Source organism: Actinoplanes sp. M2I2 (assembly GCF_023544445.1).
Lineage (GTDB): Bacteria > Actinomycetota > Actinomycetes > Mycobacteriales > Micromonosporaceae > Actinoplanes.
In genome coordinates, this window is the sequence record NZ_JALPVJ010000023.1 from 67,083 (window position 1) to 89,339 (window position 22,257).

19 protein-coding genes and 1 pseudogene are annotated in these 22,257 nt (G+C 70.1%); 10 read left to right on the forward strand and 10 right to left on the reverse strand.

Annotated elements, in window-relative coordinates:
- Window positions 1-4: 4 nt before the first annotated feature.
- Window positions 5-526: a copper resistance protein CopC gene (locus HJC40_RS46750; protein ID WP_374273526.1), complete on the forward strand. Its 522-nt coding sequence runs from the start codon at window positions 5-7 to the stop codon at window positions 524-526.
- Here HJC40_RS46750 and HJC40_RS35830 read toward each other — a convergent pair.
- Together HJC40_RS35830 and HJC40_RS35835 are read right to left on the reverse strand one after the other, a co-directional pair.
- Window positions 509-853: pseudogene (locus tag HJC40_RS35830) on the reverse strand (CrcB family protein); the annotation flags it as partial. The gene HJC40_RS46750 and the pseudogene HJC40_RS35830 overlap by 18 nt on opposite strands.
- Window positions 854-1,202: 349 nt before the next feature.
- Window positions 1,203-1,550 carry a hypothetical protein gene (locus tag HJC40_RS35835; RefSeq protein ID WP_250007901.1) on the reverse strand — a complete coding sequence of 116 codons (348 nt, stop codon included), beginning with the start codon at window positions 1,548-1,550 and terminating at the stop codon, window positions 1,203-1,205.
- 4 nt (window positions 1,551-1,554) lie between these two features.
- Between HJC40_RS35835 and HJC40_RS35840 the strand changes: the two genes are divergently transcribed.
- The 3 genes from HJC40_RS35840 to HJC40_RS35850 all read left to right on the forward strand — a co-directional run bounded on the left by HJC40_RS35840 (window position 1,555) and on the right by HJC40_RS35850 (window position 3,902).
- Window positions 1,555-1,923 (forward strand): CAP domain-containing protein, encoded by a 369-nt coding sequence (locus HJC40_RS35840; protein WP_250007902.1) that lies wholly within the window; start codon window positions 1,555-1,557, stop codon window positions 1,921-1,923.
- Window positions 1,924-2,441: 518 nt separating this feature from the next.
- Entirely contained in the window at window positions 2,442-2,873 is a 432-nt protein-coding gene (locus tag HJC40_RS35845) for a hypothetical protein (protein ID WP_250007903.1), read from the forward strand.
- A 255-nt stretch (window positions 2,874-3,128) separates the two neighbouring features.
- On the forward strand, window positions 3,129-3,902 hold the full coding sequence (locus HJC40_RS35850) for an SDR family NAD(P)-dependent oxidoreductase (protein ID WP_250007904.1): 774 nt from the start codon (window positions 3,129-3,131) through the stop codon (window positions 3,900-3,902).
- A gap of 45 nt (window positions 3,903-3,947) precedes the next feature.
- Here HJC40_RS35850 and HJC40_RS35855 read toward each other — a convergent pair whose 3' ends face one another.
- The 4 genes from HJC40_RS35855 to HJC40_RS35870 are packed head-to-tail and all read right to left on the reverse strand — an operon-like array spanning window position 3,948 to window position 8,478.
- Window positions 3,948-5,318 (reverse strand): GH1 family beta-glucosidase, encoded by a 1,371-nt coding sequence (locus HJC40_RS35855; protein WP_250007905.1) that lies wholly within the window; start codon window positions 5,316-5,318, stop codon window positions 3,948-3,950.
- On the reverse strand, window positions 5,315-6,211 hold the full coding sequence (locus HJC40_RS35860) for a carbohydrate ABC transporter permease (protein WP_374273530.1): 897 nt from the start codon (window positions 6,209-6,211) through the stop codon (window positions 5,315-5,317). The genes HJC40_RS35855 and HJC40_RS35860 overlap by 4 nt, the downstream gene beginning before the upstream one ends.
- Entirely contained in the window at window positions 6,208-7,146 is a 939-nt protein-coding gene (locus tag HJC40_RS35865; protein WP_250007906.1) for a carbohydrate ABC transporter permease, read from the reverse strand. The genes HJC40_RS35860 and HJC40_RS35865 overlap by 4 nt, the downstream gene beginning before the upstream one ends.
- Before the next feature lie 60 nt (window positions 7,147-7,206).
- Window positions 7,207-8,478 (reverse strand): ABC transporter substrate-binding protein, encoded by a 1,272-nt coding sequence (locus HJC40_RS35870; protein ID WP_250007907.1) that lies wholly within the window; start codon window positions 8,476-8,478, stop codon window positions 7,207-7,209.
- Between the two features lie 275 nt (window positions 8,479-8,753).
- On the opposite strand from HJC40_RS35870, the gene HJC40_RS35875 reads away from it, so the two are divergent.
- Together HJC40_RS35875 and HJC40_RS35880 are read left to right on the forward strand one after the other, a co-directional pair.
- Window positions 8,754-9,767, forward strand: coding sequence for a LacI family DNA-binding transcriptional regulator (locus HJC40_RS35875; RefSeq protein ID WP_250007908.1), 1,014 nt, complete (start codon window positions 8,754-8,756; stop codon window positions 9,765-9,767).
- 98 nt (window positions 9,768-9,865) lie between these two features.
- Window positions 9,866-10,486: a DUF6199 family natural product biosynthesis protein gene (locus tag HJC40_RS35880; RefSeq protein WP_250007909.1), complete on the forward strand. Its 621-nt coding sequence runs from the start codon at window positions 9,866-9,868 to the stop codon at window positions 10,484-10,486.
- Window positions 10,487-10,501: 15 nt separating this feature from the next.
- Here HJC40_RS35880 and HJC40_RS35885 read toward each other — a convergent pair whose 3' ends face one another.
- The gene (locus tag HJC40_RS35885) at window positions 10,502-11,326 is read right to left on the reverse strand and encodes a helix-turn-helix transcriptional regulator (protein WP_250007910.1); all 825 of its coding nucleotides are present in this window, start codon (window positions 11,324-11,326) and stop codon (window positions 10,502-10,504) included.
- Between the two features lie 420 nt (window positions 11,327-11,746).
- A complete protein-coding gene (locus HJC40_RS35890) occupies window positions 11,747-12,265 on the reverse strand; it encodes an SRPBCC family protein (protein WP_250007911.1) in 519 nt (172 codons plus the stop codon).
- Between the two features lie 183 nt (window positions 12,266-12,448).
- Between HJC40_RS35890 and HJC40_RS35895 the strand changes: the two genes are divergently transcribed.
- On the forward strand, window positions 12,449-12,877 hold the full coding sequence (locus HJC40_RS35895; RefSeq protein WP_250007912.1) for a nuclear transport factor 2 family protein: 429 nt from the start codon (window positions 12,449-12,451) through the stop codon (window positions 12,875-12,877).
- Window positions 12,878-12,991: 114 nt separating this feature from the next.
- Here the strand turns inward: HJC40_RS35895 and HJC40_RS35900 are convergent, their stop codons facing one another.
- Window positions 12,992-13,534 carry a zinc-binding dehydrogenase gene (locus HJC40_RS35900; RefSeq protein WP_250007914.1) on the reverse strand — a complete coding sequence of 181 codons (543 nt, stop codon included), beginning with the start codon at window positions 13,532-13,534 and terminating at the stop codon, window positions 12,992-12,994.
- A complete protein-coding gene (locus HJC40_RS35905) occupies window positions 13,531-13,788 on the reverse strand; it encodes a helix-turn-helix domain-containing protein (RefSeq protein ID WP_374273534.1) in 258 nt (85 codons plus the stop codon). The genes HJC40_RS35900 and HJC40_RS35905 overlap by 4 nt, the downstream gene beginning before the upstream one ends.
- A gap of 144 nt (window positions 13,789-13,932) precedes the next feature.
- Here HJC40_RS35905 and recC point away from each other — a divergent pair, with 144 nt between their 5' ends.
- The 3 genes from recC to recD are packed head-to-tail and all read left to right on the forward strand — an operon-like array spanning window position 13,933 to window position 22,159.
- Complete coding sequence (recC, locus tag HJC40_RS35910; protein WP_250007915.1) at window positions 13,933-17,181, forward strand: exodeoxyribonuclease V subunit gamma; 3,249 nt, start codon at window positions 13,933-13,935, stop codon at window positions 17,179-17,181.
- A complete protein-coding gene (locus tag HJC40_RS35915) occupies window positions 17,181-20,405 on the forward strand; it encodes a UvrD-helicase domain-containing protein (protein WP_250007916.1) in 3,225 nt (1,074 codons plus the stop codon). The genes recC and HJC40_RS35915 overlap by 1 nt, the downstream gene beginning before the upstream one ends.
- Entirely contained in the window at window positions 20,402-22,159 is a 1,758-nt protein-coding gene (recD, locus tag HJC40_RS35920; RefSeq protein ID WP_250007917.1) for an exodeoxyribonuclease V subunit alpha, read from the forward strand. Before HJC40_RS35915 ends, recD begins: the two co-directional genes overlap by 4 nt.
- The last annotated feature ends 98 nt before the right edge of the window (window positions 22,160-22,257 follow it).

Here is a 22,257-nt window from a genome sequence, read left to right on the forward strand (position 1 = left end):
AGCGTTGGTACGCGGAGCCACGGCGACGGTCACCCAACCGATCGTCAACGGCACCTACCTGCTCGCCTACTGCGTCGTGTCGCAGGACGGGCACACCGTGCAGGGCTCGTACACCTTCACCGTCGCGAACCCGGCGCTGCCCGCAGCCGGTGCAGCGCTGCGACGCCACCGGCTGCGGCGGCCGGAGGTTCAGCCGCCTCGGGCGGAGTCCCGACCGGCATTCTCCTCGGACCGGCCGCGCTCGCCGACTGGTTCTTGCTCTCGGGCCGGAGGCGCAGCGTCAGCCGCGAGCGGACCGCGGTTCCGGCAGCACCAGCGGAGCGCCCGTCGTCGGGTCCTCGATGACGCGGGCCCGGACCCCGAAGACCCGCTCGACCAGATCGGCGTCGACCACCTCGCCGGGCGGGCCCTGGGCGACCACGGCACCCGCCCGCATCGCGATGATCTCGTCGGCGTAGCGGCAGGCCATGTTGAGATCGTGCAGGACCGCGACCACGGTGCGCCCCGCGGCGTTGAGGTTGCCTAAGGTGACAGCGCCGAGAGCGGCGAAGAGACTGACCGCGACATAGGCCGCGGCGCGTGGCCGGAAGCCGTCGCGGGCAAGGCTGAGCGCGTCCCAGCGCAATGTCGAAAACGTGGTCAGCCCACCGCAGAAGCCTGTGCCGATCAAAGCAAGCGCTCCAGCCGAAGGCCCCGTGGCGACCAGCAGGCCGAGCACGAAGGATCCCACCACATTGGCCGCGAGCGTGCCCCAAGGAAATTCCGTTCCGATCCTCGCACGAACTGCTTGATCGATCAGATAACGCAACGGTGCGCCGACTGCGGCGCCGATCGCAACTAGCACGGCGGTCATCGGTGACCACTCACCATTCGACTACCCAGCCACACCGCCGGCCGGCAGCCGACGAGCGTCAGCATGAGGTACGCCAGGGCTGTCACCGGACGATTGCCGTTCACGCGGCACCGTCGGCCGCCCGACGGAGCCAGGGGCGATTCCGCTCAGCACCAGAGCGAGTGCATCCCGTCAGGGTCGGCCGCCTGGATCTTTAAGAGTGTTTTAAGAAGTGGCCGGACCATGGATGGATGTGAAAGCTTGGATTCGTCCTTCCACGCTCGAGGAGACTCACTGTGCCCGCCCATGCCGCCCGTAGCTTCCGCCCTTTGCTTGTTGCCGCCGTCGCGGTCGGGGTGATCGGTGTCAGCTACACCGGCATAGCCGTGGCACGATCCTCGTCCGACGAGGGCAACGCCCGCCCCGCCTCGACGGCACCTCTCGGTACGCCGTCACCCGGCGCCACGACCGATTCGATCCTCGATGAGGAACTCGCCGCCGAGCCGCTGCCGCCGACGTCCTCCGGCACCCCCGGCTCCTCCCCCAGCCGGGCCACGCCCACCCCCACGGTGAAGCCCGCCGCGACGGCCCGGCCGACCAGCACCGCCACCAAGCGCCCGACAAAGACGCCGACCAGGACGAAGAAGACTCCGGCCCCGGCGCCGACCAGGACCACACCGCCCACGGGCTCCGGCGGCGGCAGCTCGGACACGGTCACCGAGGTGATCCGTCTGGTCAACGCGGAGCGCAAAGCGGCCGGATGCAGCTCCTTGGCCGGCGAATCCCGCCTGCACCGAGCCGCGCGAAAGCATTCCGAACGGCAGGCGGCCCAGGACACCATGTCGCACCAACTGCCTGGCGAGGCCTCGATGGGCGACCGGGTCGCCGCCGAGGGCTACCGGTGGGGCGGCGTCGCCGAGAACGTTGCGGCCGGCTATCGCACGCCGGCCGACGTCATGGACGGTTGGATGAACAGCCCCGGCCACAAAGCCAACATCCTGAACTGCGGCTACAAGCACATCGGGGTCGGCCTGGCCAAGTCCGGCAAAGGCACCCAGTACTGGACGCAGAACTTCGCCTCACCACTGTGATGCAGCAGCGGCGCCAATGGTGATCAGCAGACGCGCAGCCGGCGCTCGGTCCGGCTGATCTCGCCGGTCGGCGGGCGCTGCTCGAACGGCGTCCCCACGGTTCTCTGCGCGCCGGACGTCGATCCGTCAGCGTGCGTCCACGCATCAGCCTCGGTCTGCCGGCGACCCGACCCGTTCGCGGTGTTCATCGACAACAACCATGCGATTCGGCCAACGCGTGCAGTCTCATGGCTGCCGGAGTTCAGTGGGAGACCACGCCGCGGCGTAGGCGACGCCACCGATCAGCACGAGTGCGAGCAGGCCGAAGACGGCGGGCCAGGCCCAGGCAACCGGTTCCCGGTCGCCGGCGGCGGTCACGCGATCCACACCGCCCCCGGTTGGAGTATCGGCACTGCCCGGCAAGTTCGATCGCGATGGATTCGCACTGTTGGGCCATCTGCTACGTCGCCGTCACCACCTGGCCGCGTGCTGATCTTGATGGTGACTAGACTCAGTCCATTCACGACTTCGGAGGACATATGAAGCGTAAGGCCATCGGGACCGTTCTGACTGGCACCCTGGCGATGTCGGGGGCGGTGTTCGGCACTGCCGGACCGGCGCTCGCGGCAGGCCGGTCGGAGGCGTGCCAGCCGTCAGCGTGCGGCAGTGCCACTTTCACCTTCAAGGGCAAATACCAGATCGCCCCGATCTCGTACTCGATCCGGGACACCGAATGTGGCGGTGGATCCGACCAGGCTTACGTCCGGCTCCGGGTCAGCTTCATCGGCACCACGACCCAATGGGTGAGCAAGAAGTGGGAGGACGAAGTGCAGTGTGACAACTCCTACGCGACCTACAACTCGAGTTACGGAGCCGTCAATAATCTGCCGATCGAGTCTGCCTGGGTGGTGGTCGGTGACGACAACAACGGCACGAGCTGGGGCGAGCCAGTCGACAACCCCAACACGTGACGGTGCTGGTCAGGGACCATCGCCCAGCGACCACAACTCGCCCGGCCGGGGCTCGACGCGTTGGGCGGGTCTAGCCCTACAGTTTCACCATCCGGGAGCGTCCCCCTGCTGACAGGCTGGGTCCGCGCAGGGATCCAGCCTGTTCCGCTTTTGTTCGGCTCCCTCTTGACGCGGCGCCACGGGGGGACATGACTCGGTCTACAGCTTCGGTGAACCAGCAAGCGGGTCGTTCGACCGTCCGGCAGGATGGCTGTCATGGCGACGATTCTGATTACCGGCTCCAGCGACGGCATCGGGCGGCACACGGCCGAGATCCTGGCGGCGGACGGGCACCGGGTGACGTTGCACGCCCGCAACGAGCAACGCGCCGAGGATGCCCGGAAGGCCGTGCCCCAGGCGCACGGCGTGATCGTCGGTGACCTGGCATCTTTGGCGCAGGTTCGCGAGCTGGCCGCCCAGGCGATCGAGGGCGGCCCGTTCGACGTGGTGATCCACAACGCCGGCATCGGTGGCGGGCAGCCCGCCCCGGAGATCACCGAGGACGGCCTGGAGCGGATCTTCCAGGTGAACACGCTGGCCCCGTACCTGTTGACCGCGCTGATGCCGGCGCCGGCCCGCCTGATCTATCTGACCTCGGGGTTGGAGGCGGACGGCCGGGTGCGCCTCGACGACCCGCAGTGGCAGGCCCGGCAGTGGCACGGGATGCAGGCCTACAGCGACTCCAAGCTCTACGACGTGATGCTCGCCTTTGCGGTGGCCCGGCTCTGGCCCGGCACCCTGAGCAACGCGGTCGACCCGGGCTGGATCCGCACCCGGCTGGGCGGCCCGGACGCCACCGACAACCTGCCGGAGGGCGCGGAGACCCAGGTCTGGCTGGCCACCTCGGACGAGCCGGCGGCCACGGTGACCGGCCACTACTTCAAGCGCCGCGCGTCGCTGCCGGCCAACCCGCAGGCGTACGACAAGGGACTGCAGGAGCAGCTGCTCGCCCTCTGCGCGGATCTCACCGGCGTCAAGCTCCCGGCGTAGGCAACCGGCGGGCGACCGGGTACTCGGCGCCCGCCGGCCGCGTCGTCACACGGTGGTGGCCTGCTGCCGGGCCAGCTGGTCGCGCAGCCAGTGGTAGCTGGCCCGCGGTGTGCGGTTGCCGGTCGGATAGTCCACGTGGGCCAGGCCGAAGCGTGGACCGTACCCCCGGGCCCACTCGAAGTTGTCGATGAGCGACCAGTAGAAGTAGCCGCGCAGGTCCACGCCGGCCTCGGCGGCGGCAGCCACGTGCGTGGCGATGAATCGGATCCTGTCCGGGTCCGCGCCGGGGTCTTCGCGCACCTCGGCGACACCGTTCTCGGTGACGTAGATCGGGGGCAGGCCCGGGAAGCGGCCGGCGAGACCGGTCAGCGTGTCGGTCAGGCCCTGCGGCTCGATCGGCCAGCCCAGGTCGGTGACCGGCACCCCTTCGCGCGGCACGGAGCGTACGCCGATGTCGCAGGCGGTGCGCAGCGCCGGGTCGGCCTGCTCGTACGGCGCGGCGGCGGCGTGGATCCGGTAGTAGTAGTTCACGCCGAGGAAGTCCAGCGGGGCGCCGATGAGCTCGAGATCGCCGGCGCGCCGGAACGACAAGTCGCTCACCCCGGCGTACAGCTGGTCGAACCCGTCCGGGTAGGCGCCGCCCAGCACCGGATCGGTGAACTGGCGGTTCACCAGCAGGTCCATCCGCGACGCGGCTTCCCGGTCGGCCTCGGTGTTCGTCGCCGGCACGGCCGGGGACAGGTTGAGCGTGATGCCCACCCGGGCGCCCGGGCAGGCGGCCCGGACCGCCGCGACCGCCAAGCCGTGCCCGACCAGCAGGTGGTGGGCGGCGGCGAGCGCGCCGTGCCCCTCGGTGGCGCCCGGCGCGTGCCGGCCCTCGGCATAGCCGACGATCGACGAACAGTACGGCTCGTTCAGCGTGATCCAATCGCCCACCCGGTCGCCGAGCCGCCCGGCGACCACGGAGGCGTACTCGGCGAAGCGCTCCGCCGTGTCCCGCACCCGCCAGCCGCCGCGTTCCTCGAGCGCTTGCGGCAGATCCCAGTGGTAGAGCGTGACGAACGGCCGGATGTCGCGCTCGCACAGGGCGTCGACGAGCCGGTCGTAGTAGTCCAGGCCCGGCTTGTTCACCTCGGCGTCGCCCGACGGCACGATTCGCGGCCAGGCGATCGAGAACCGGTAGGCGCCCGCGCCCAGGCCGTCGAGCAGGTCCACGTCGTCGCGCCAGCGGTGGTAGCTGTCGCAGGCCACCGCTCCGGAGCTCCCGTCGGCGACGGCGCCCGGGCGCCGGCCGAACGTGTCCCAGATCGAGTCGGCGCGACCGTCCTCGGCCACCGCCCCCTCGATCTGGTACGCCGCCGTGGCGGCGCCCCAGAGAAAACCGGCCGGCATCCGCGGCAGTTCCGAGTCCGTCATCCTTTGATCGCTCCTTGCATGATGCCGCCGACGATCTGCCGGCCGAGCACCATGAAGATCACCAGGATCGGCAGGGTGGCCAGCAGCGTGCCGGTCAGGGTGAGGGTGTAGTCAGTGGTGTAGCCGCTGGCCAGCGAGGAGAGCGCGACCTGGACCGTGGCGTTGTCCTGCAGCACGACCAGCGGCCAGAAGAAGTCGTTCCACGCCTGCATGAAGGTGAACAGGCCGAGCACCGCCGCCGCGGGGCGCGCGGCCGGCAGCACGACGTGCCAGAAGAGGCCGAACGTGCCGCAGCCGTCGATCCGCCCGGCCTCCAGCAGCTCGTCGGGCACCGCCCGCCCCAGGTACTGCGTCATGAAGAAGACGCCGAACGCGGTGACCAGGCCGGGGACGATCACGGCGGCGAGCCGGTCGGTCCAGCCGAACTCGGCCATCAGCAGGTAGAGCGGGATGATGCCGAGTTGCTGCGGCACCACCGACGTGCCGATGGCGACGACGAGCAGCACCTTGCGGCCGCGGAAGCGCAGCTTGGCGAACGCGAAACCGGCCAGCGTGGAGAAGAAGACCACGGAGATCGTCACCGAGCCGCTGACGATGAACGAGTTGAGCAGCGCCTCGGCGAAGTCGGTCGAGTCGAAGACCCGCGCGATGTTGTCGAACAGGTGCCCGCCCGGGATCAGGACCGGCGGCACCTTGGCGACGGCGTCGCTGGTCTGCGACGACACGACCAGCGACCAGTAGAGCGGGAAGACCGATCCGGCCACGACCGCGAGCAGGGCGGCGTAGGTCCAGACCGAGCCCCTGCGCGGATAGCCGAAACTGCGGCGGCGGGCCCGGCTTTGCGGCGCCGGTGTCTCGGCGCGGGTGGACGGTGGGTCGGCGAGAACGGTCACGACTTCTCCTCGTCGTTGGCGATGCGCCGGGTGATCAGGTAGTTGGCGATCGCGAAGACGGCGATGACGATGACGAGCGTCCAGGCGATCGCGGAGGCGTAGCCGAACCGGAACTCCCGGAAACCCTGCTCGTACATGAACAGCGCGGCCGTCTGGAACTGCCGGTCGGAGCCGCCCGTGGGCGTCGAGCTGCCGGCGAACAGCAGCGGCTCGGCGATGATCTGCAGGCCGCCGATCGTCGAGATCACCGCGGTGAAGATGATCGTCGGACGCAGCATCGGCACCGTGATCTTCCAGAACTGCTGCGCCGACGACGCGCCGTCGAGCTCCGCGGCCTCGTACAGGTCATGGGGAATGGCTTGCATGGAGGCGAGGTAGATGAGGGCGTTGTAGCCGGTCCAGCGCCAGGCCACGATGATCGAGATGGCCAGGTGGGAGCTCCACGTGTCGGCCTGCCAGTCGATCGGGCCGATGCCGACGACGCCGAGCAGCCAGTTCACCATGCCGAAGTCGCGGCCGAACAACTGAGTGAAGACGATCGTCACCGCGACGATGGACGTGATGTTCGGCAGCAGCACACCCATGCGCAGGCTGGTGCGGGCCCGCAGCCTGTGGTTGAGCAGGTGCGCGATCCAGAGCGCGGCGAGCAGCTGCGGCACCGTGGACAGCGCCCAGATGCTCAGCGTGTTGCCGAGCGCGTTCCAGAAGTACGGATCCTGCAGCAGCTCACGGTAGTTGGCCAGGCCGACCCATTCGTGCGAGCCGGCGTCGAGAAGGTTCCAGTCGTTGAACGAGACGTATCCGGTGTAGATCAGCGGGAAGAGCCCGAACGCGCCGAAGAGCAGAAAGAACGGGAGTACGTACAGGTAGGGCGAGCCCTTGGTGTCGAGCCGGTTCAGTCTCGCCCGGCGGGCGGTCAGCGCAGGGATGGCCATCGTCGATCCTTCGTCGCCGGGGCGGCCGGCGATCCGAGGACCGCCGGCCGTGCGGGTGAGCTACTTGGCGAGGCGCTCGACGTCGCTGACCGTCTGCTGCCAGGACTCGTCGGAGCTCTGCTTGCCCTGCTCGACGCGGACCAAGCCGTCGCGGATGGTGGTCTGGATGTCACCGGTGCGCGGGCCCTGGTACTGCGGCTTCAACTCCTTGGCGGCCGTCGTGAAGATCTTGCCGACCGGCGCGTCGTTGAAGAACGGGTCCTTGTACTGCGCGATCTCCGGCTTGTCGTACAGCGCGGGGATGGAGGGCAGCAGTCCCTTCGAGGTGAAGACCTTGGCCTGCTGCTCGGGCGCGGTGAGCCAGGCGGCGAGCTTCTTCGCCTCCTCGACGTGCTCGCCCTGCTTGGGCACGGTCAGGTACGAGCCGCCCCAGTTGCCGCCGCCGCCGGGCACGGCCGCCACGTCCCACTTGCCGGCCGCGTTCTTGGACTGGTCCTTGATCTTGGCCATCATCCAGGCGGGGCAGGCGATGGTCGCGAACTGGCCCTTGGCGAAGCCGTTGTTCCACTCCGGGGAGCTCTCGAGCAGTTTGGCCGACAGGTCGCTCTGCACCGCCTGGACGACCAGGTCCCACGCTTTGCGCACCTCGGGGTTACTGCTGACGACGACGGTGTCGTCCTCGCTGTAGAAGCCCACCGGGGCCTGCCCGATGACGGCGTTGTACAGCGCGCCCGCGCCGTCGAAGAACGCGGTGCCGGCCGGCGCCTTCTCGGTGTACTTCTGCCCCTGCTCGATGTACTTGTCCCAGCCGCCGGCCCACGACGCGGAGACCTCGTCGCGGTCGGTGGGCAGGCCGGCCTTCTGGAACAGGTCACGCCGGTAACAGATGGCCAGGCCGCCGACGTCGGTGCCGTACCCGATCTGCTGGCCGTCCTTGGTCAGCGACGCCTGCCACTTCCAGGGCAGGTACTCCGACTGGCGCTCGGTGCCGAGATCGGTGAACTGCTTGCCGACCGCGCGCATCTGGGCGATGAAGCCGGTGTCGACAGCCTCGATGTCGCCGGCTCCCGAATTGGTCGCGAGGTGCGTGGCGATGTTGCGGTGGTGATCGTTGTAGGCGGCCGTGCTCTGCTTGATCTTGATGGTGGGATTCGCCTTCTCGTACTCCTTGTACAGCTCCTCATAGCCGAAGTTGCCGAACAGGTTGACGTTGAGCGTGACGTTGCCACCGTCGGCGGCGCTGCCTTCATCGCCGCCGGAGCCGCAGGCGGTCAGCATCACCGCGGCGGCCGCCGCCGCGGTCAGGGCTCGTACAGATCGGGACAAGAGCATGACAATTCTCCCCTATTAGTCTGATGTAATCGGTTACATGAAACCGGTTACACGCCGCAGAGCTGGAGTTTCGAACGAGCTGAGTCGACAGAGAGGCCAGCATGGATGCGGCCGGAGATGCGCTTCGAAGGGGTGGGTGTGGCCCCTTGAGCCAAGAGTCTGCATCGATCGGGGCCACTTTCGTCAAGTCACGAAAAGGTAACGCGATCCACTGTGTTGACCCGCGAGACACGGGCCTGTTACTTTTTTGAAACCGGTTACATTAGGGTGTCGTCGTGTCCAGCATCCGAGAATTGGCACGTCGGTGCGGCGTCTCCGTCGCCACCGTGTCCCGCGTCTTCAACACTCCGGAGGTCGTCAGCCAGCAGACGCGCCAGCACGTTCTCGGCATGGCCGCCGAGATCGGATACCTGCCGAACGAGTCGGCCCGCACCCTGGCGACCAAGAAGTCCAACATGGTGGGGCTCGTGTGGGACACCGACCACCGCCGGCCCGGCTGGCGGCACCCGTTCCTGCAGGACATCCTGGTCGCGCTGAAGAGCGCGCTCAGCGCGCACGGCCTGCATCTGCTCATGCTCGCTCCCGACCCGGGCGCCGGCCCGGGTGACCCGCGGCGTTTCCTGCGCGCCGTCCAGCGCCACAACGTCGACGGCGTGGTCATCATCGACAACGGCAGCCGCGACCCCGCGGTGCTGGCCCTGGTCGACGCCGAGGTGCCCTGTGTCGCCCTCGACCTGCTCTTCACCGGGCCGACCTGCACCTACATCACCTCCGACAACGCCGGGGGCGGCCGACTCGCCGCGACGCACCTGATCGAACGCGGTCACCGGCACATCGCCACCATCACCGGCCCGGCCCGTAACTGGCCGGCCGCGCAACGCCTGACCGGCTTCCGGGAGGCGCTCACCGCGGCAGGTCTCCCCCTGGCCGATGACGACGTCGTGGCCGGCGACTTCTATCTGGACAGCGGGCACGCCGCCATGACGGAGCTGCTCGCCCGCGACCCGCGCCCGACCGCCGTATTCGCCGCCGGCGACGAGATGGCGGTCGGCGCCATCAAGGCGATCCACGAGGCCGGCCTGCGCGTCCCCGACGACGTGGCCGTCATCGGCTTCGACGACATCGAGGTGGCGGCGCTGATTCCGCCCGGCCTGACCACCGTCACGCAGGACAAGACCGGTTTCGGCACAGCCGCCGCGGAGTCCCTCATGGCCATGCTCGCCGGCACGGCGACCCCACCGGAACCGACGACGCTGCCCACCACACTGATCCTCCGCGGCTCGACCTGAGCGGTCGGCTCGCCGACTTCCGGTGCCACCAGCCGAATCCGCATACGCTCCCGGAGCTGACGCCGGGCGGGTGGGCGGACGGTGCCACACTGGGTGCCGTGGCACTGATCATCGGTGGGGTCCTGCTGATCGCTCTGGCGCTGTGGACGGTCATCGCGCCGCGTCAGCAGTGGCGTGTGCTCAACGCCTGGCGCTACCGCGACCCCGGCGCCAACGAACCCAGCGACCTGTCGTACAACCTCGGCCGGGCCGCCGGAGCAGTCACCATCATGCTGGTCATCGTCCTCGGTGCCGTCCTGATCCGCGCCGAGAGCTCACCGGAAGCCGACGCCCGGGACGCCCGCAAGGCCCGCGATCAGCGCTTCGGTACTTCGTCGGTCGAGATGGCCACCCAGCCGCCCGCCGTCGGCACGGGTGACGCCGTACCGGTGTGGCGCTTCGTGCCCCTCGACCAGGACAACGCCGACCGGCTCGATCTCGATCCACCGGCGGGCACCGACCTCGTCGTCGCGGTCGACGGCGTCTACCGGGTCAACGGGCTGACCGTCCGCGAGCAGGGGCAGACCGTCACTGTGACCGTCACCGGCACGTGCACGCAGGGCGAGATGCTCTGCGCCCCCGGTCGTACGGCGCCCTTCCCACCGGTACACCTCTACCCGGTCGACCTCAAGAGCCCGGTCGGCACCCGCGAACTGATCGACCAGAACGCCGAACGCTGACGCGGCCCCGGCTGGTCAGTTCCGTACGGCCGACAGGAGCTCAAGTTTCTCGTAGCTCGGCGTGCCAGGCACCGCGGTCAACAGCAGCAGAGATTGGGCCTGGTCCGGATCGATCACGAGCTGGGTGTACAGCTCCAGTTCGCCCAACTGGGCATGGCGGTAGCGCTTGAGATCCAGGTGGTGCACGACCCCGACCTCGTGGCGCTTCCAGACCTCGGCGAACTCGGCGCTCACCTCGAGCAGCGCCGCGACGATCTCTCCCGCCCTGCCCTGCGGATCGGCGGTGAAAGCGGCCCGGATCTCCGCGGTGAAGACGCGGCCGCGTTCGGGGTGATCCTCCGGCGGATAGAGCTCGCGCGTCGCCGGATCAGTGAACCAGCGATAGACCAGGTAGCGTGACATGCCGCTGAATCGGGTCCAATCACCGAGCAGGGACTTCGCCGGCTGGGTCTGCAACAGCGTCTCGCCGAACTGGGAGAACACCAACGCCGGCGTGTCGGAAAGGCGCTCGATGATGCGTCTCATGGTGGGGCTGGCGCGATCGTCGACGCGGACACGGCGCGGAGTGGCATGCCCGCCGAGCGCGAAAAGGTGGTCCTGTTCGGTCGCGTTGAGGTGCAGTGCGTGGGCCAGCGCGGCGAGGATCGGCACGGACGGCATGGGGCCGCGTTGCTGCTCGATGCGGCCGTAGTAGTCGGCCGACATACCGGCCAGGGTCGCCACCTCCTCACGGCGCAACCCGCCCGTTCGCCGCCGCGGACCACGAGGAAGCCCGACATCCTCGGGCTGCAGCGCCTCGCGTCGTGCCCGCAGAAAGTCGGCCAGCAGCGCCCGATCCACCTCAGCCCTCCGAGACCGGCAGGCTGAGTGAGACGCGGTGGCAGCGCAGGCAGAGACGACCAGTCCGCGAGCGGGGAAACGTCCCACCATGCATCAACGGTGATCCAACCTGTCGATGGTCCCAAAGCCGAAGGGTTCGGCCGATTTGCCAACACCACCGTAGAGGAAGGAGCCGTGCAACTGGATCATCATTTCATGCAGATCTGAGAGGCGAGAGTCTGAGCAGCTGGCTTCCTCGGGCCTCGGAGCTGTCCCACAACGGGACGGATCTACGCGCTCGGGCCGGCGCCAGGGCTCGGCGCCGGGCCAGAACGCAGAGCAGCATCTGCGCGATACTCGGTCTCGCGCCCGGCGATCGGGTCGATCGCCGGGTCATCGCGGTGCTGCGTCACATCATCGGCGTGTGAGCGTCGTGAGCCTTCAGGCAACCGGTGTTCTTACGGCCGCCTCGCTCCACTGCACCATCCGATCGAGCGCGACCACCATGTACCGGCGCCAGAGCAGGGCGAACGGCCCGGCGACGATCCAGCGCCGTCCCGGTAGCGGCTTGAATTCGTAGGTCCATCGGATCAGCGTGCCGTCGCCGTCCGGATTGAAATTCCATTCCCCGCGTACGCCGACGGCCAGACGCGAGAGGACGTTGGTGAACCCGGTCAGCTGATACGCGAAACTCATGCCCTCGACGCACTCGGTCAGCTGCTCGTCGGCCTGCGACCCGTCCTCGAACTGCGGGTTGCGGGTAGGACCGACGTGGTCCCACGACTCGGTCTGATTCGCGACCGACCGGACCCCCGGGAAAGGCCAGACCGCATCGAACACGGACGGCAGATCGATGGGCATGATCAGCCGGAACGCGTCGGCCGGCGTCAGGGAACTCCGCTGCTGGATGCTGATCGGGACGGTGTTGTCGGCTGCGCTGATAAGAAGCTTGATCGTCATGGCTTATACCTTGCGGCACGACCAGAGACAGTGGCAGGCACAAAAGATCCCCGGATACCGAGGCGCGGTTCGCCGGCCTGTCCATCCGGGGATCACTTGTGCCTGGATCACATCGACGAGCCCGGACCAGACTCGGCCTCACCGACCGACGAAGGGACACTCTGTCCCGGACATGGAGCTGTCATGAGCAACAGTCAACTCGCGCCCCTCGATCTGGCCAAGACCTTCTTCGACGCGCTGGAGAAGCAGGACATCTCTTTGATCGAACGCCACCTGGCGGACGACGTCGTCGAGCTCATCCCGTTCTCGAACACCGGAAAGCCCGACCCGTTCTACGCGTTCAACGGCAAGGCGGAGGTACTCACTTATCTCAACACCATCGTGACAAGATTCTCGCAGGTGGTTCTCGACAACAAGCGGTATTCGGTCGACGCTGAGGGTGGCACAGTGTTCGTCCAGGCCGAGGGAGACCTCGTGCAGGCCGGCACCGACACCAGTTATCAGAACGTCTATGTCTTCAAGTTCGAGTTCCGCGACGGCCAGATCGTCCACATCGACGAATACGCGAACCCGGTCACCTACTCCCTGTTCGCCGGACTCCCGCTCGGCTGACACCGGAGCTGACCGGGTAGGTCATTTCAGACCACCTCAGTCTGACCGCCGTCGACGACCAGATTCGTGCCGTTGACGAACGATGCGTCGTCGGAGGCGAGAAACGCGCAGCGCTCACGGGACCAGCACAATGCGTCCGCGAAGACCGCCGGCGGCGAGCCTCTCCTGCGCCTCGGCCACCTGGTCGAGCGGGTACGTGTGGGCCAGGCGCAGCGAGATCACACCCGACGCCGCGTAGGCGGCCAGCTTGGCGAGCCGGTCGGGATCGGTGTGCCAGGCCATGTTCGTCATCGTCACCTCGCGGCGCTGCATCGGCGCGGTGTTGAGCAGCGAGACGAATGCGCCGCCGTGGGCAACGGCGTCGGCGGCACCGGCCGCGAGGTTCGCCGCGTCGATCGCGCCGTCGACGCCGCCCGGCACCAGCCGGCGTACGGTGGGCACGAGGTCCTCGTCGCGGGAGACGAAGACCTCGGCACCCGCCTCGCGCAGCAGCGACTCGTCCTCGGCATGCGCCTGAGCGACGACACGCAGGCCGCGCACCTTGGCGAGCTCGACGGCGTAGAGCCCTACGCCTCCCGCTGCTCCGGTGACGAGCAGCCACTGACCCCGATGCAGGCCCAGCGTGTCGAGGGCCTGATCGGCGGTTGTCGCATTCAACCCCAGGGTGGCGAGCTGGACGAGGTCGACTCCCGCAGGGGCGGCTCGGTCTCCACGTCCGACAACGAGAGCGCACGTGCGACCGCGCACAGCACCTGGTCGGAGACGTGTGCTGTGCGGCCCTGCTCAAGCCGCACGTAGTAGTCCGGACTCACCCCCGCCAGCAGGGCAACCTCTTCTCGCCGGAGCCCCGCCACGCGGCGCCGCGTGCCGCCGACGTAACCACCTTGAGAGTCGGCGGTCCGGCGAGGCACGGTGGCCTTGAGGAACGACCGCGGAGACCCTCAAAATGCGTAATTCGCGGTGTTCTGCACCCGTGAGAGGTGATGCTGGGGCGCAGAGCCACCCGCCGGCGCCGAGGCTGGTGGCATGCCGGCACGGAGGTACAGCGGGGCCTCATGTTGCTTCTCCATCGGGCCGAGCGGACCGAGCGCCTGGCCGAAGCCCTCGCCGACGTCCTGCGAGAACCACTCGACGACCCCTTCGCGGCCGAGGTTGTCAGCGTGCCGTCAAAAGGGGTCGAGCGGTGGCTCGCGCAACGCCTCTCGCACCGGCTGGGGGTGACCGGCGACGAGGACGGCGTCTGCGCCAACGTGCTCTTCCCCTCCGTCGCCGATCTGCTCGAGCAGGTCGGCCTGCCGGGTGCGGGCGACGATCCCTGGCGGCCCGACCGGCTCGTCTGGCCGCTGCTCGAGGTCATCGACGAGTGCACGCCCGAGCCCTGGTGCCATGCTCTCGGCGCCTACCTCGGCACGCTCGACGGCGACCCGGTCCGGCGGGGACGGCGCTGGGCAACCGCGCGGCATCTCGCCGAGCTGTTCGACTCCTACGGCCGGCACCGGCCCGAGATGGTGCGGGCCTGGTCGGCCGGCGATGACACGGACGGCATCAGGAGCCGGCTACCCGACGACCTGTGCTGGCAGGCCGAGCTGTGGCGCCGGCTGGGCAAGCGGATGACCGTGCCCAGTCCGGCCGAGCGCCTGGCCGACGTGTGCGAGACGCTGCGTCAGCACCCGCACCGGTCGTCCCTGCCCCAGCGGCTGTCCGTCTTCGGCCTCACCCGGCTGCCCGCCGCCCACGCCACCCTGCTCGACGCCCTGGCCGCCGGACGCGACGTGCATCTGTGGCTGCCGCACCCGTCACCGGCGTTGTGGGAGCGGATCGCCCCGTACGCCCAGGAGCGGAGGACGCTCCCCCGCACCAGCGACCCGACACGCGACGTGCCGCGGCATCCCCTGCTCGCCTCGCTGGGCCGTGACGCCCGGGAGCTGCAACTCACGCTCCCCGGGGCGGCATCGCAGCATCACGCCGGGCCGGCATTCCCCCGTACGATGCTGGGCTTCTTGCAACAAGCAGTCGCCGACGATCGGGGGGCGACCGGCGACCTCCCGGTCATCGACGATGCCGACCGCAGTGTGCAAGTGCACGCCTGCCACGGACCGGACCGTCAGGTCGAGGTGCTTCGCGAGGTCATCCTGGGCCTGCTCGCCGCCGATCCGACCCTCGAGCCACGGGACATCCTCGTGATGTGTCCCGACATCGAAACGTTCGCGCCGCTCATCTCGGCCTCGTTCGGGCTCGGGGCGGACGCCGCGCACCCCGCGCACCGGCTCCGGGTGCGGCTGGCCGACCGGGCGCTGCGCCAGCTCAACCCGCTCTTCGGCGCCGTCACCCACCTGCTCGACTTGGCCGACGCCCGGGTGACGGCGGCGCAGGTGCTCGACCTCGCGGCCACCGCCCCGGTGCGCCGCCGGTTCCGGTTCGACGACGACGATCTGGACCGGTTGCGCGAGCTGGTGGTGGAGTCGGGCGTGCGCTGGGGTTTGGACCCGGAGCACCGATCGCAGTTCCACGTGACCGTCCGTTCGAACACGTGGGTGGCCGGGCTCGACCGGATCCTGCTGGGCGCCGCCATGTCCGAGGAGGAGGAGCCGCGATGGCTGGAGACGGCGCTGCCTCTGGACGATGTGGACTCGGGTGACGTCGACCTGACCGGGCGCCTCGCCGAGCTGGTCGATCGGCTCGGCGCGACTCTGCGCAGTTTCACCGGTGAGCGCGACGTTCGGGCGTGGCTGGCGGCGATCGGCGACGCGGTGGACGGGCTCACCGACGTGTCCGAGGCGGACGCGTGGCAGCGTACGCAATGGGACGCCACCCTCGCCGAGCTGGCCGACCAGGCCAATGACAGCGTGCTCGGGCTCGCCGACATGCGTTCGCTGCTGGCCGGCCGGCTCGGCGGCAGCCCGACCCGTGCGAACTTCCGGACCGGCGATCTGACCATGTGCACGCTGGTCCCGATGCGGTCGGTGCCGCATCGGGTGATCTGCCTGTTCGGGTTGGACGACGGCGTGTTCCCCCGGGGCGCCGGGCTGGACGGCGACGACGTGCTCGGCCGGATCCCCTGTGTGGGCGAGCGGGATCCGCGCGGTGAGGACCGGCAGCTGCTGCTGGACGCCGTGATGGCGGCGACCGAGGTGCTGGTGCTGCTGTATTCGGGCGCCGACGAGCGGACCAACGCACCCCGCCCACCGGCCGTCCCCCTGGACGAGTTGCTCGACGCCCTGGGCGGCCGGTCGGTCCGCGACCGCGTGCTGACCCACCATCCCTTGCAGCCGTTCGATGCCCGGAATTTCACGGGCGAGCCGTTCAGCTTCGACCGGATCGCCCTCGACGGCGCGGTCGCAGCCACCGGCGAACGAGCCGGCGAGCCGGCGTTCCTCGCCACCCCCCTTCCGCCGATCGGCGACGACCCCGTCGAACTGACCGACCTGCAAGCGTTCTTCGGCCATCCGGTGCGGGCCTTCCTGCGCCGCCGGCTGGGCGTCGGCCTGTTCGATGACGACGACGACCCGGCCGACGGCCTGCCGATCGAACTCGACGCCCTCCAGAGGTGGTCCGTCGGGGACCGGTTGCTGCGCTCGATGCTGCGCGGCACCACCCTGACCGACGGAGTGCAGGCGGAGTGGCGGCGCGGCGCCATGCCACCTGGGCCTCTGGGCGTCCGGCTGCTCGACTCGATCGTCGCCGAGGCCCAGCCCCTCGCCGATGCGGCGAAGACACACGTGCACGGGACGCCGGAGGCCGTCGACATCACCGTGCCGCTGCCGGACGGACGGGTGCTCACCGGCACTGTCGGCGACGTCTACGACGACACCGTCGTCGCCATCAACTTCTCCCGGGTCTCGCCCAAGCACCGTCTGAAGGCCTGGCTCAATCTGCTCGCGCTGACGGCCGCGAACCCCGGCATCCCGTGGCGGTCGGTGGTGGTCGGCCGGGGTCAGCGCGGACGGCCCGCCCGGTCCACGTTCGGGCCGATCGACGCGTCCGTCGCCGCCGGGCTGCTCGCCGAGTTGGTCACGCTGGCCGACGAGGGGCTGCGCGAGCCGCTCGCGCTGGCGCCCAAGACCTCGTACGCCTATGCCCGGTGCCGGATCTCCGGCAAAGATGTCGAGACCGCGTACGGCAAGGCGCGCAACGAGTGGACCCGCTTCGAAGGCGGCGGGGAGGCCGAAGAGGCTGAGCACTGTCTGGTCTGGGGTCCTGAGTCGGCTCTGGAGCACGCGATCGGCGACCCGGTCCGCTTCGACGCTCTGGCACTGCGGTTGTGGGCGCCGCTGTGCCAGACCGAAATCTCGGAGCAGCTCTGATGACGGCCACGGCGTTCGACGTACGCGGTCAGCTCCCGAGCGGCACGACGGTGCTGGAGGCGAGCGCCGGCACCGGAAAGACGTTCACCATCGCCGCGCTCACCGCACGCTACGTCGCCGAGGGCCGGGCCACGCTGGACGAGCTGCTGCTGGTCACGTTCGGCCGCGCGGCGACCGCGGAACTACGCCAACGCGTACGGGAACGCCTCGTCAGCGCGGAACGCGGACTGGCCGACCCGGCGAGTGCCCGCACCTCGGACGACCTTGTGCTGGCATTGCTGGCCGACGCACCGCCGGACGAGGTCGTACTGCGCCGCCGTCGCCTGGCCGCAGCCGTCGCCGACTTCGACGCCGCGACCATCGCCACCACCCACCAGTTCTGCCACCTGGTGCTGGCAAGTCTCGGCATCGCCGCCGACGCCGACCCCGACGCCGTCTTCGTCGAAGACCTCGACGACCTGATCACCGAGGTCGTCGACGATCTCTACATCCGCAAGTACGCCACCCCCGGCGCGCCGCCACCGCACTTCACCCACCCGGTCGCCCTCGCGATCGCCCGTCAGGCCGTGACCGACGGCCAGGCCCGGCTGGAACCGGCCGACAGCACACCGGGCGATGAGGCGGACGTCCGCTACCGGTTCGCCTCGGCCGTACGGCAGGAGGTGCAGCGCCGCAAGCGCGAGCGCCGGCTGTACTGCTTCGACGACATGCTGACCGGCTTGGACGCGGCACTGACCGATCCCGTACGCGGTCCGGCCGCCTGCCTCCGGCTGCGCCGGCGCTATGCCGTGGTCCTGGTCGACGAGTTCCAGGACACCGACCCGGTGCAGTGGAACATCGTGCGCACGGCCTTCCACGGGCACACCACGCTCGTGCTGATCGGCGACCCCAAGCAGGCGATCTACGCCTTCCGCGGCGCCGACGTGGTCAGCTACCTCGCGGCCTCCGGTGGCGCCCCCGCCCACGCCACGCTGGGCACGAACTGGCGCAGCGACCACGGCGTCCTGGCCGCGTTCGAGACGATCTTCGGCCGGGCCGCCCTGGGCGACAACCGCATCACCGTACGACCGGTGCGCGCGGCCCACGCGGACGCGCGCTTGCCCGGGGCGCCGTTCCGCCTGCGCGTCCTGGGGCGTCAGGGCTTCCCGCTCAACAAGTACGGGCTGGTCTCGGCGCCCGATGCCCGTGCCGCCGTCACCGCCGACCTGGCGGCCGAGGTGACCACCCTGCTGAACGGGCGCGAGGTGGCCCCCGGCGACGTAGCCGTCCTGGTGCGCACCCATCGGCAGAGCGCCCAGGTGCAGCAGGCGCTGACCGCGGTCGGGATTCCCGCCGTCCTGGCCGGCACGACCAGCGTCTTCGGCACCACGGCGGCCCGGGACTGGCTGGCTCTGCTCGAGGCCCTGGAGCAGCCACATCGCGGCACCCGCGTTGCCTCCGCCGCCCTGAGCGGGCTCGTCGGCTGGTCCGCCGAACGCCTGGCCTCCGCCACCGAGGCCGACCTCGACGAGCTCAGCACCACGTTCCGGCACTGGGCCCGGCTGGTCACCACCCGCGGCGTCGCCGCCTTGCTCGAGGCTGTCACCGCGACCGGCCTTCCGGCCCGGTTGCTCGCCCGCCGCTCCGGCGAACGCCACCTCACCGACCTGCGACACGTCGGGATGGCGCTGCACGCCGCCGCCGTCGAGGGCGGGCTGGGCCTGACCGCGGTCGCCGAATGGCTGCGCCGGCGCATCGACGACGCCCCGCACGACGTCAGCGTCGAGCGCAGCCGCCGGCTGGAATCCGACGCGGACGCCGTCCAGATCGTGACCGTCCACAGCAGCAAAGGCCTGGAATACCCGGTGGTGTTCCTACCGTTCGGCTGGGACCGCTTCGCCGGAAAGCCCGACCTGCTCCGGCTGCACGACGATCGCGGCGCCCGGGTCCTCGACGTCGGCGGCCCCAACGGGCCGGGCTTCCGCCAGGCTTCGCGCCGGCATCGCGACGAGGAGGACGGCGAGGATCTGCGCCTGATGTACGTGGCCCTGACCCGCGCCGCCTGCCAGGTGGTCGCGTGGTGGGCGCCGACCCTCAACACCCGATCGTCGGCGCTGCATCGGTTCCTGTTCGGCCGTCCGGCCGAGGGCCAGACCCCCGATCACGAGTACGACGTCCCGGACGACCCCGCCGTCCTCGATCAGCTCGGACGTCTGGCGTCGGAGCATCTCGCGGTGGAGCCGGTCGTACCGGCCCGGGCCGCCGGGTGGACCCCGCCCGACGCCACACAGCCGAAGCTGACCGCGGCCCGCTTCGGCCGTTGGCTCGACCTGGGCTGGCGGCGCACCTCCTACTCGCGGCTGACCGCCGACCACCACGACGGCCCCGGGGTCGGCAGCGAGACCGGCCCGGAGGACGACGAGCCGCCCGTACCGCCCCTTCCGGCCACCGACGCCGGCGCGGACCTCCGGTCGCCCATGGCCGGGCTGCCGACCGGGACCGCGTTCGGCACCCTGCTGCACTCCGTGCTGGAGAGGTGCGACTTCGCCGCCGAGGACCTGATGGGCGAGCTGACCTCGCATACCGGCGACCCGGATCTGGCGGCCGCGCTGATTCCCGCGCTCCGCACCCCGCTCGGCCCGATCGCCGACCAACGGCGGCTGGCCGATTTCGGGCGCGGCGACCGCTTGGACGAGCTGGAGTTCGAGCTTCCGCTGCACGGCGGCGACCGTCCCCGGGAAGGTGATGCGGCCACCCTGAGCGCCCTCGGCGACTGCTTCGAGCGGCACCTGGACCCCGGCGACCCGCTGGCCCGCTACGCCGACGAACTGCGCTCACCCGCGCTGGGCCCCCAACCGCTGCGCGGCTACCTCACCGGCAGCATCGACGTGGTGCTGCGACTCCCCGGCCCGCGCTACGTCGTCGCCGACTACAAGTCGAACTGGCTCGGCTCGTTCGACGGCGTCCTCACCGCCCACGACTATCGGCCCGAGGCGCTCAGCCGGGCGATGATCGCCGCGCACTACCCGCTCCAGGCTCTGCTCTACGCGACCGCGCTGCACCGGTACCTGCGCTGGCGGCAGCCGGACTATCAACCGGCCCAGCACCTGGGTGGCGTGCTCTACCTGTTCCTCCGAGGCATGTGCGGGCCGCGGACTCCCAGCGGGCACGGCGTCTTCAGCTGGCGGCCGCCGCACGCACTCGTCGAGGACGTGTCCGACCTGCTCGACGGAGGCTCCCGTTGACCCTGCTCGCTCTGCGCGCCACCGGCCTTCTCGCCACCTTCAACGACGCGGGCGTGCTCGCCCTGGCCGACGTCCACGTCGCCCGGCGCGTCGCCCTGCTGGGCGGGGAGCCGGACGAGACCGTCCAGCTCGCCGTCGCGCTGACCGTGCGGGCGGTGCGCCTCGGCTCGGTCTGCGTCGAGCTCGCCTCGGTCCGGAGCACCACCACGACCGACGAGGAGGTCGACGTCGGCGCCCTGCCGTGGCCCGAACCCCCGGCGTGGCAGGCCGCCTGTGAACGCAGCCCCGTCGTCGCAGCCTCCGGGGAATCCGGACGCCCCCTGCGGCTGGTCCGGGGCCTGTTGTATCTGGACCGCTATTGGCGCCAGGAGGATTCGATACGCCGCCACCTGCAAGACCGCGCGGCCGCACCACCACCTCCCGTGGATGTGGAACGGTTGCGCGCTGATCTCGAAGGCTTGCCGGGCAAGCAGCGCCTTGCCGCGGCCGTCAGCGCGCTGCGGTGGGTCTCCGTCCTGGCCGGCGGGCCGGGCACCGGCAAGACGACCACGATCGCCCGGCTGCTGGCCGTGCTGTACGCCCAGGCGAGCACTCCCCCGCGCATCGCGCTCGCCGCGCCCACCGGCAAGGCGGCCGCCCGCCTCGAGGAAGCCGTGCGCGAGGTGGCCCGGGAGCTGCCGGGTAACCCGCTGCCGGACCTGCGGGCCTCGACGCTGCACCGGCTGCTCGGGCGACGGGCGGGCTCGCGCACCCGGTTCCGCCACCACAGCGCACACCGGCTCCCGTACGACGTCGTGGTGGTCGACGAGACGTCCATGGTGTCGCTGACGCTGATGGCTCGACTGATCGAAGCCGTACGCCCGGACGCGCGACTGATCCTGGTCGGTGACCCCGACCAACTGGCCTCGGTCGAGGCCGGCGCCGTCCTGAGTGACATCGTCGCCGCTGACGGCCTGCCTGAGGCCGCACTGTCCCATTCCTTGAACTCGCTGGGCGAGTCGTGCACCGTCGTCAACGGCGTCGTCACCCTCGACCGGGTGTGGCGGTTCGGCGGCGCCATCGCCCAGCTCGCCACCGCCGTACGCGCCGGAGACGACGACGCCGTGGTGGCCCTGCTGCGCTCGGGCAGCAACGAACTGGAGTTCGTCGAATCCGCGCCACAGTCGTGCGCCGGTCTGCGCAGCGAGGTGATGGCCGCCCTCGAAACGGTCGCCGACGCGGCCTCCCGCGGAGACGCGCCCGCAGCGCTGGAAGGTCTGGGAAGGCATCGGCTGCTCTGCGCGCATCGCCATGGCCCGTACGGTGTCACACGCTGGACCGCCGAAGTCGAAAGCTGGCTCCCCACCGACTCACCGGTGGGCCGCCCGGTCCTCATCACCGCCAACGACTACGACACCGGCCTCTACAACGGCGATACCGGCGTCGTCATCCAGACGCCCGACGGCCCCCGCGCCGCCTTCGCCCGCGGCGGCGACACCATGCTGATCCCACCGTCGCGACTTTCCGAGGCCCAGACCCTGTACGCGATGACCGTCCACCGAAGCCAGGGCAGCCAGTTCGACCGCGTCTCCCTCATCCTGCCGCCCGCCGGTTCACCCCTGCTGACGCGCGAGCTCTTCTACACCGCAGTGACCCGGGCCCAGAGCGGCCTGCGCATCCTCGGCAGCGAAGAGGCCGTCCGGGCCGCAGTCACCAGGCCGATCACCCGCGCCAGCGGCCTACGCGACAGCCTGGGCATCCCGATGGACCACTGACGGTTCGCGGTCCGCTCAGCCGGGTGGCTAGGGCGGTGCGACAGTCATCGAGAGATTCGTCGATCGGTGGGGCCGAGCGGCGAGCTGGAAGGCTGTCA

What these genes read in the sequence shown, in the direction of transcription:
- HJC40_RS35845 (WP_250007903.1), top strand. Translation starts at nt 2,442, where the DNA reads ATGAAGCGTAAGGCCATCGGGACCGTTCTGACTGGCACCCTGGCGATG.
- HJC40_RS35850 (WP_250007904.1), top strand. Translation starts at nt 3,129, where the DNA reads ATGGCGACGATTCTGATTACCGGCTCCAGCGACGGCATCGGGCGGCAC.
- HJC40_RS35855 (WP_250007905.1), bottom strand. Translation starts at nt 5,318, where the DNA reads ATGACGGACTCGGAACTGCCGCGGATGCCGGCCGGTTTTCTCTGGGGC.
- HJC40_RS35865 (WP_250007906.1), bottom strand. Translation starts at nt 7,146, where the DNA reads ATGGCCATCCCTGCGCTGACCGCCCGCCGGGCGAGACTGAACCGGCTC.
- HJC40_RS35870 (WP_250007907.1), bottom strand. Translation starts at nt 8,478, where the DNA reads ATGCTCTTGTCCCGATCTGTACGAGCCCTGACCGCGGCGGCGGCCGCC.
- HJC40_RS35890 (WP_250007911.1), bottom strand. Translation starts at nt 12,265, where the DNA reads ATGACGATCAAGCTTCTTATCAGCGCAGCCGACAACACCGTCCCGATC.
- HJC40_RS35895 (WP_250007912.1), top strand. Translation starts at nt 12,449, where the DNA reads ATGAGCAACAGTCAACTCGCGCCCCTCGATCTGGCCAAGACCTTCTTC.
- recC (WP_250007915.1), top strand. Translation starts at nt 13,933, where the DNA reads ATGTTGCTTCTCCATCGGGCCGAGCGGACCGAGCGCCTGGCCGAAGCC.
- HJC40_RS35915 (WP_250007916.1), top strand. Translation starts at nt 17,181, where the DNA reads ATGACGGCCACGGCGTTCGACGTACGCGGTCAGCTCCCGAGCGGCACG.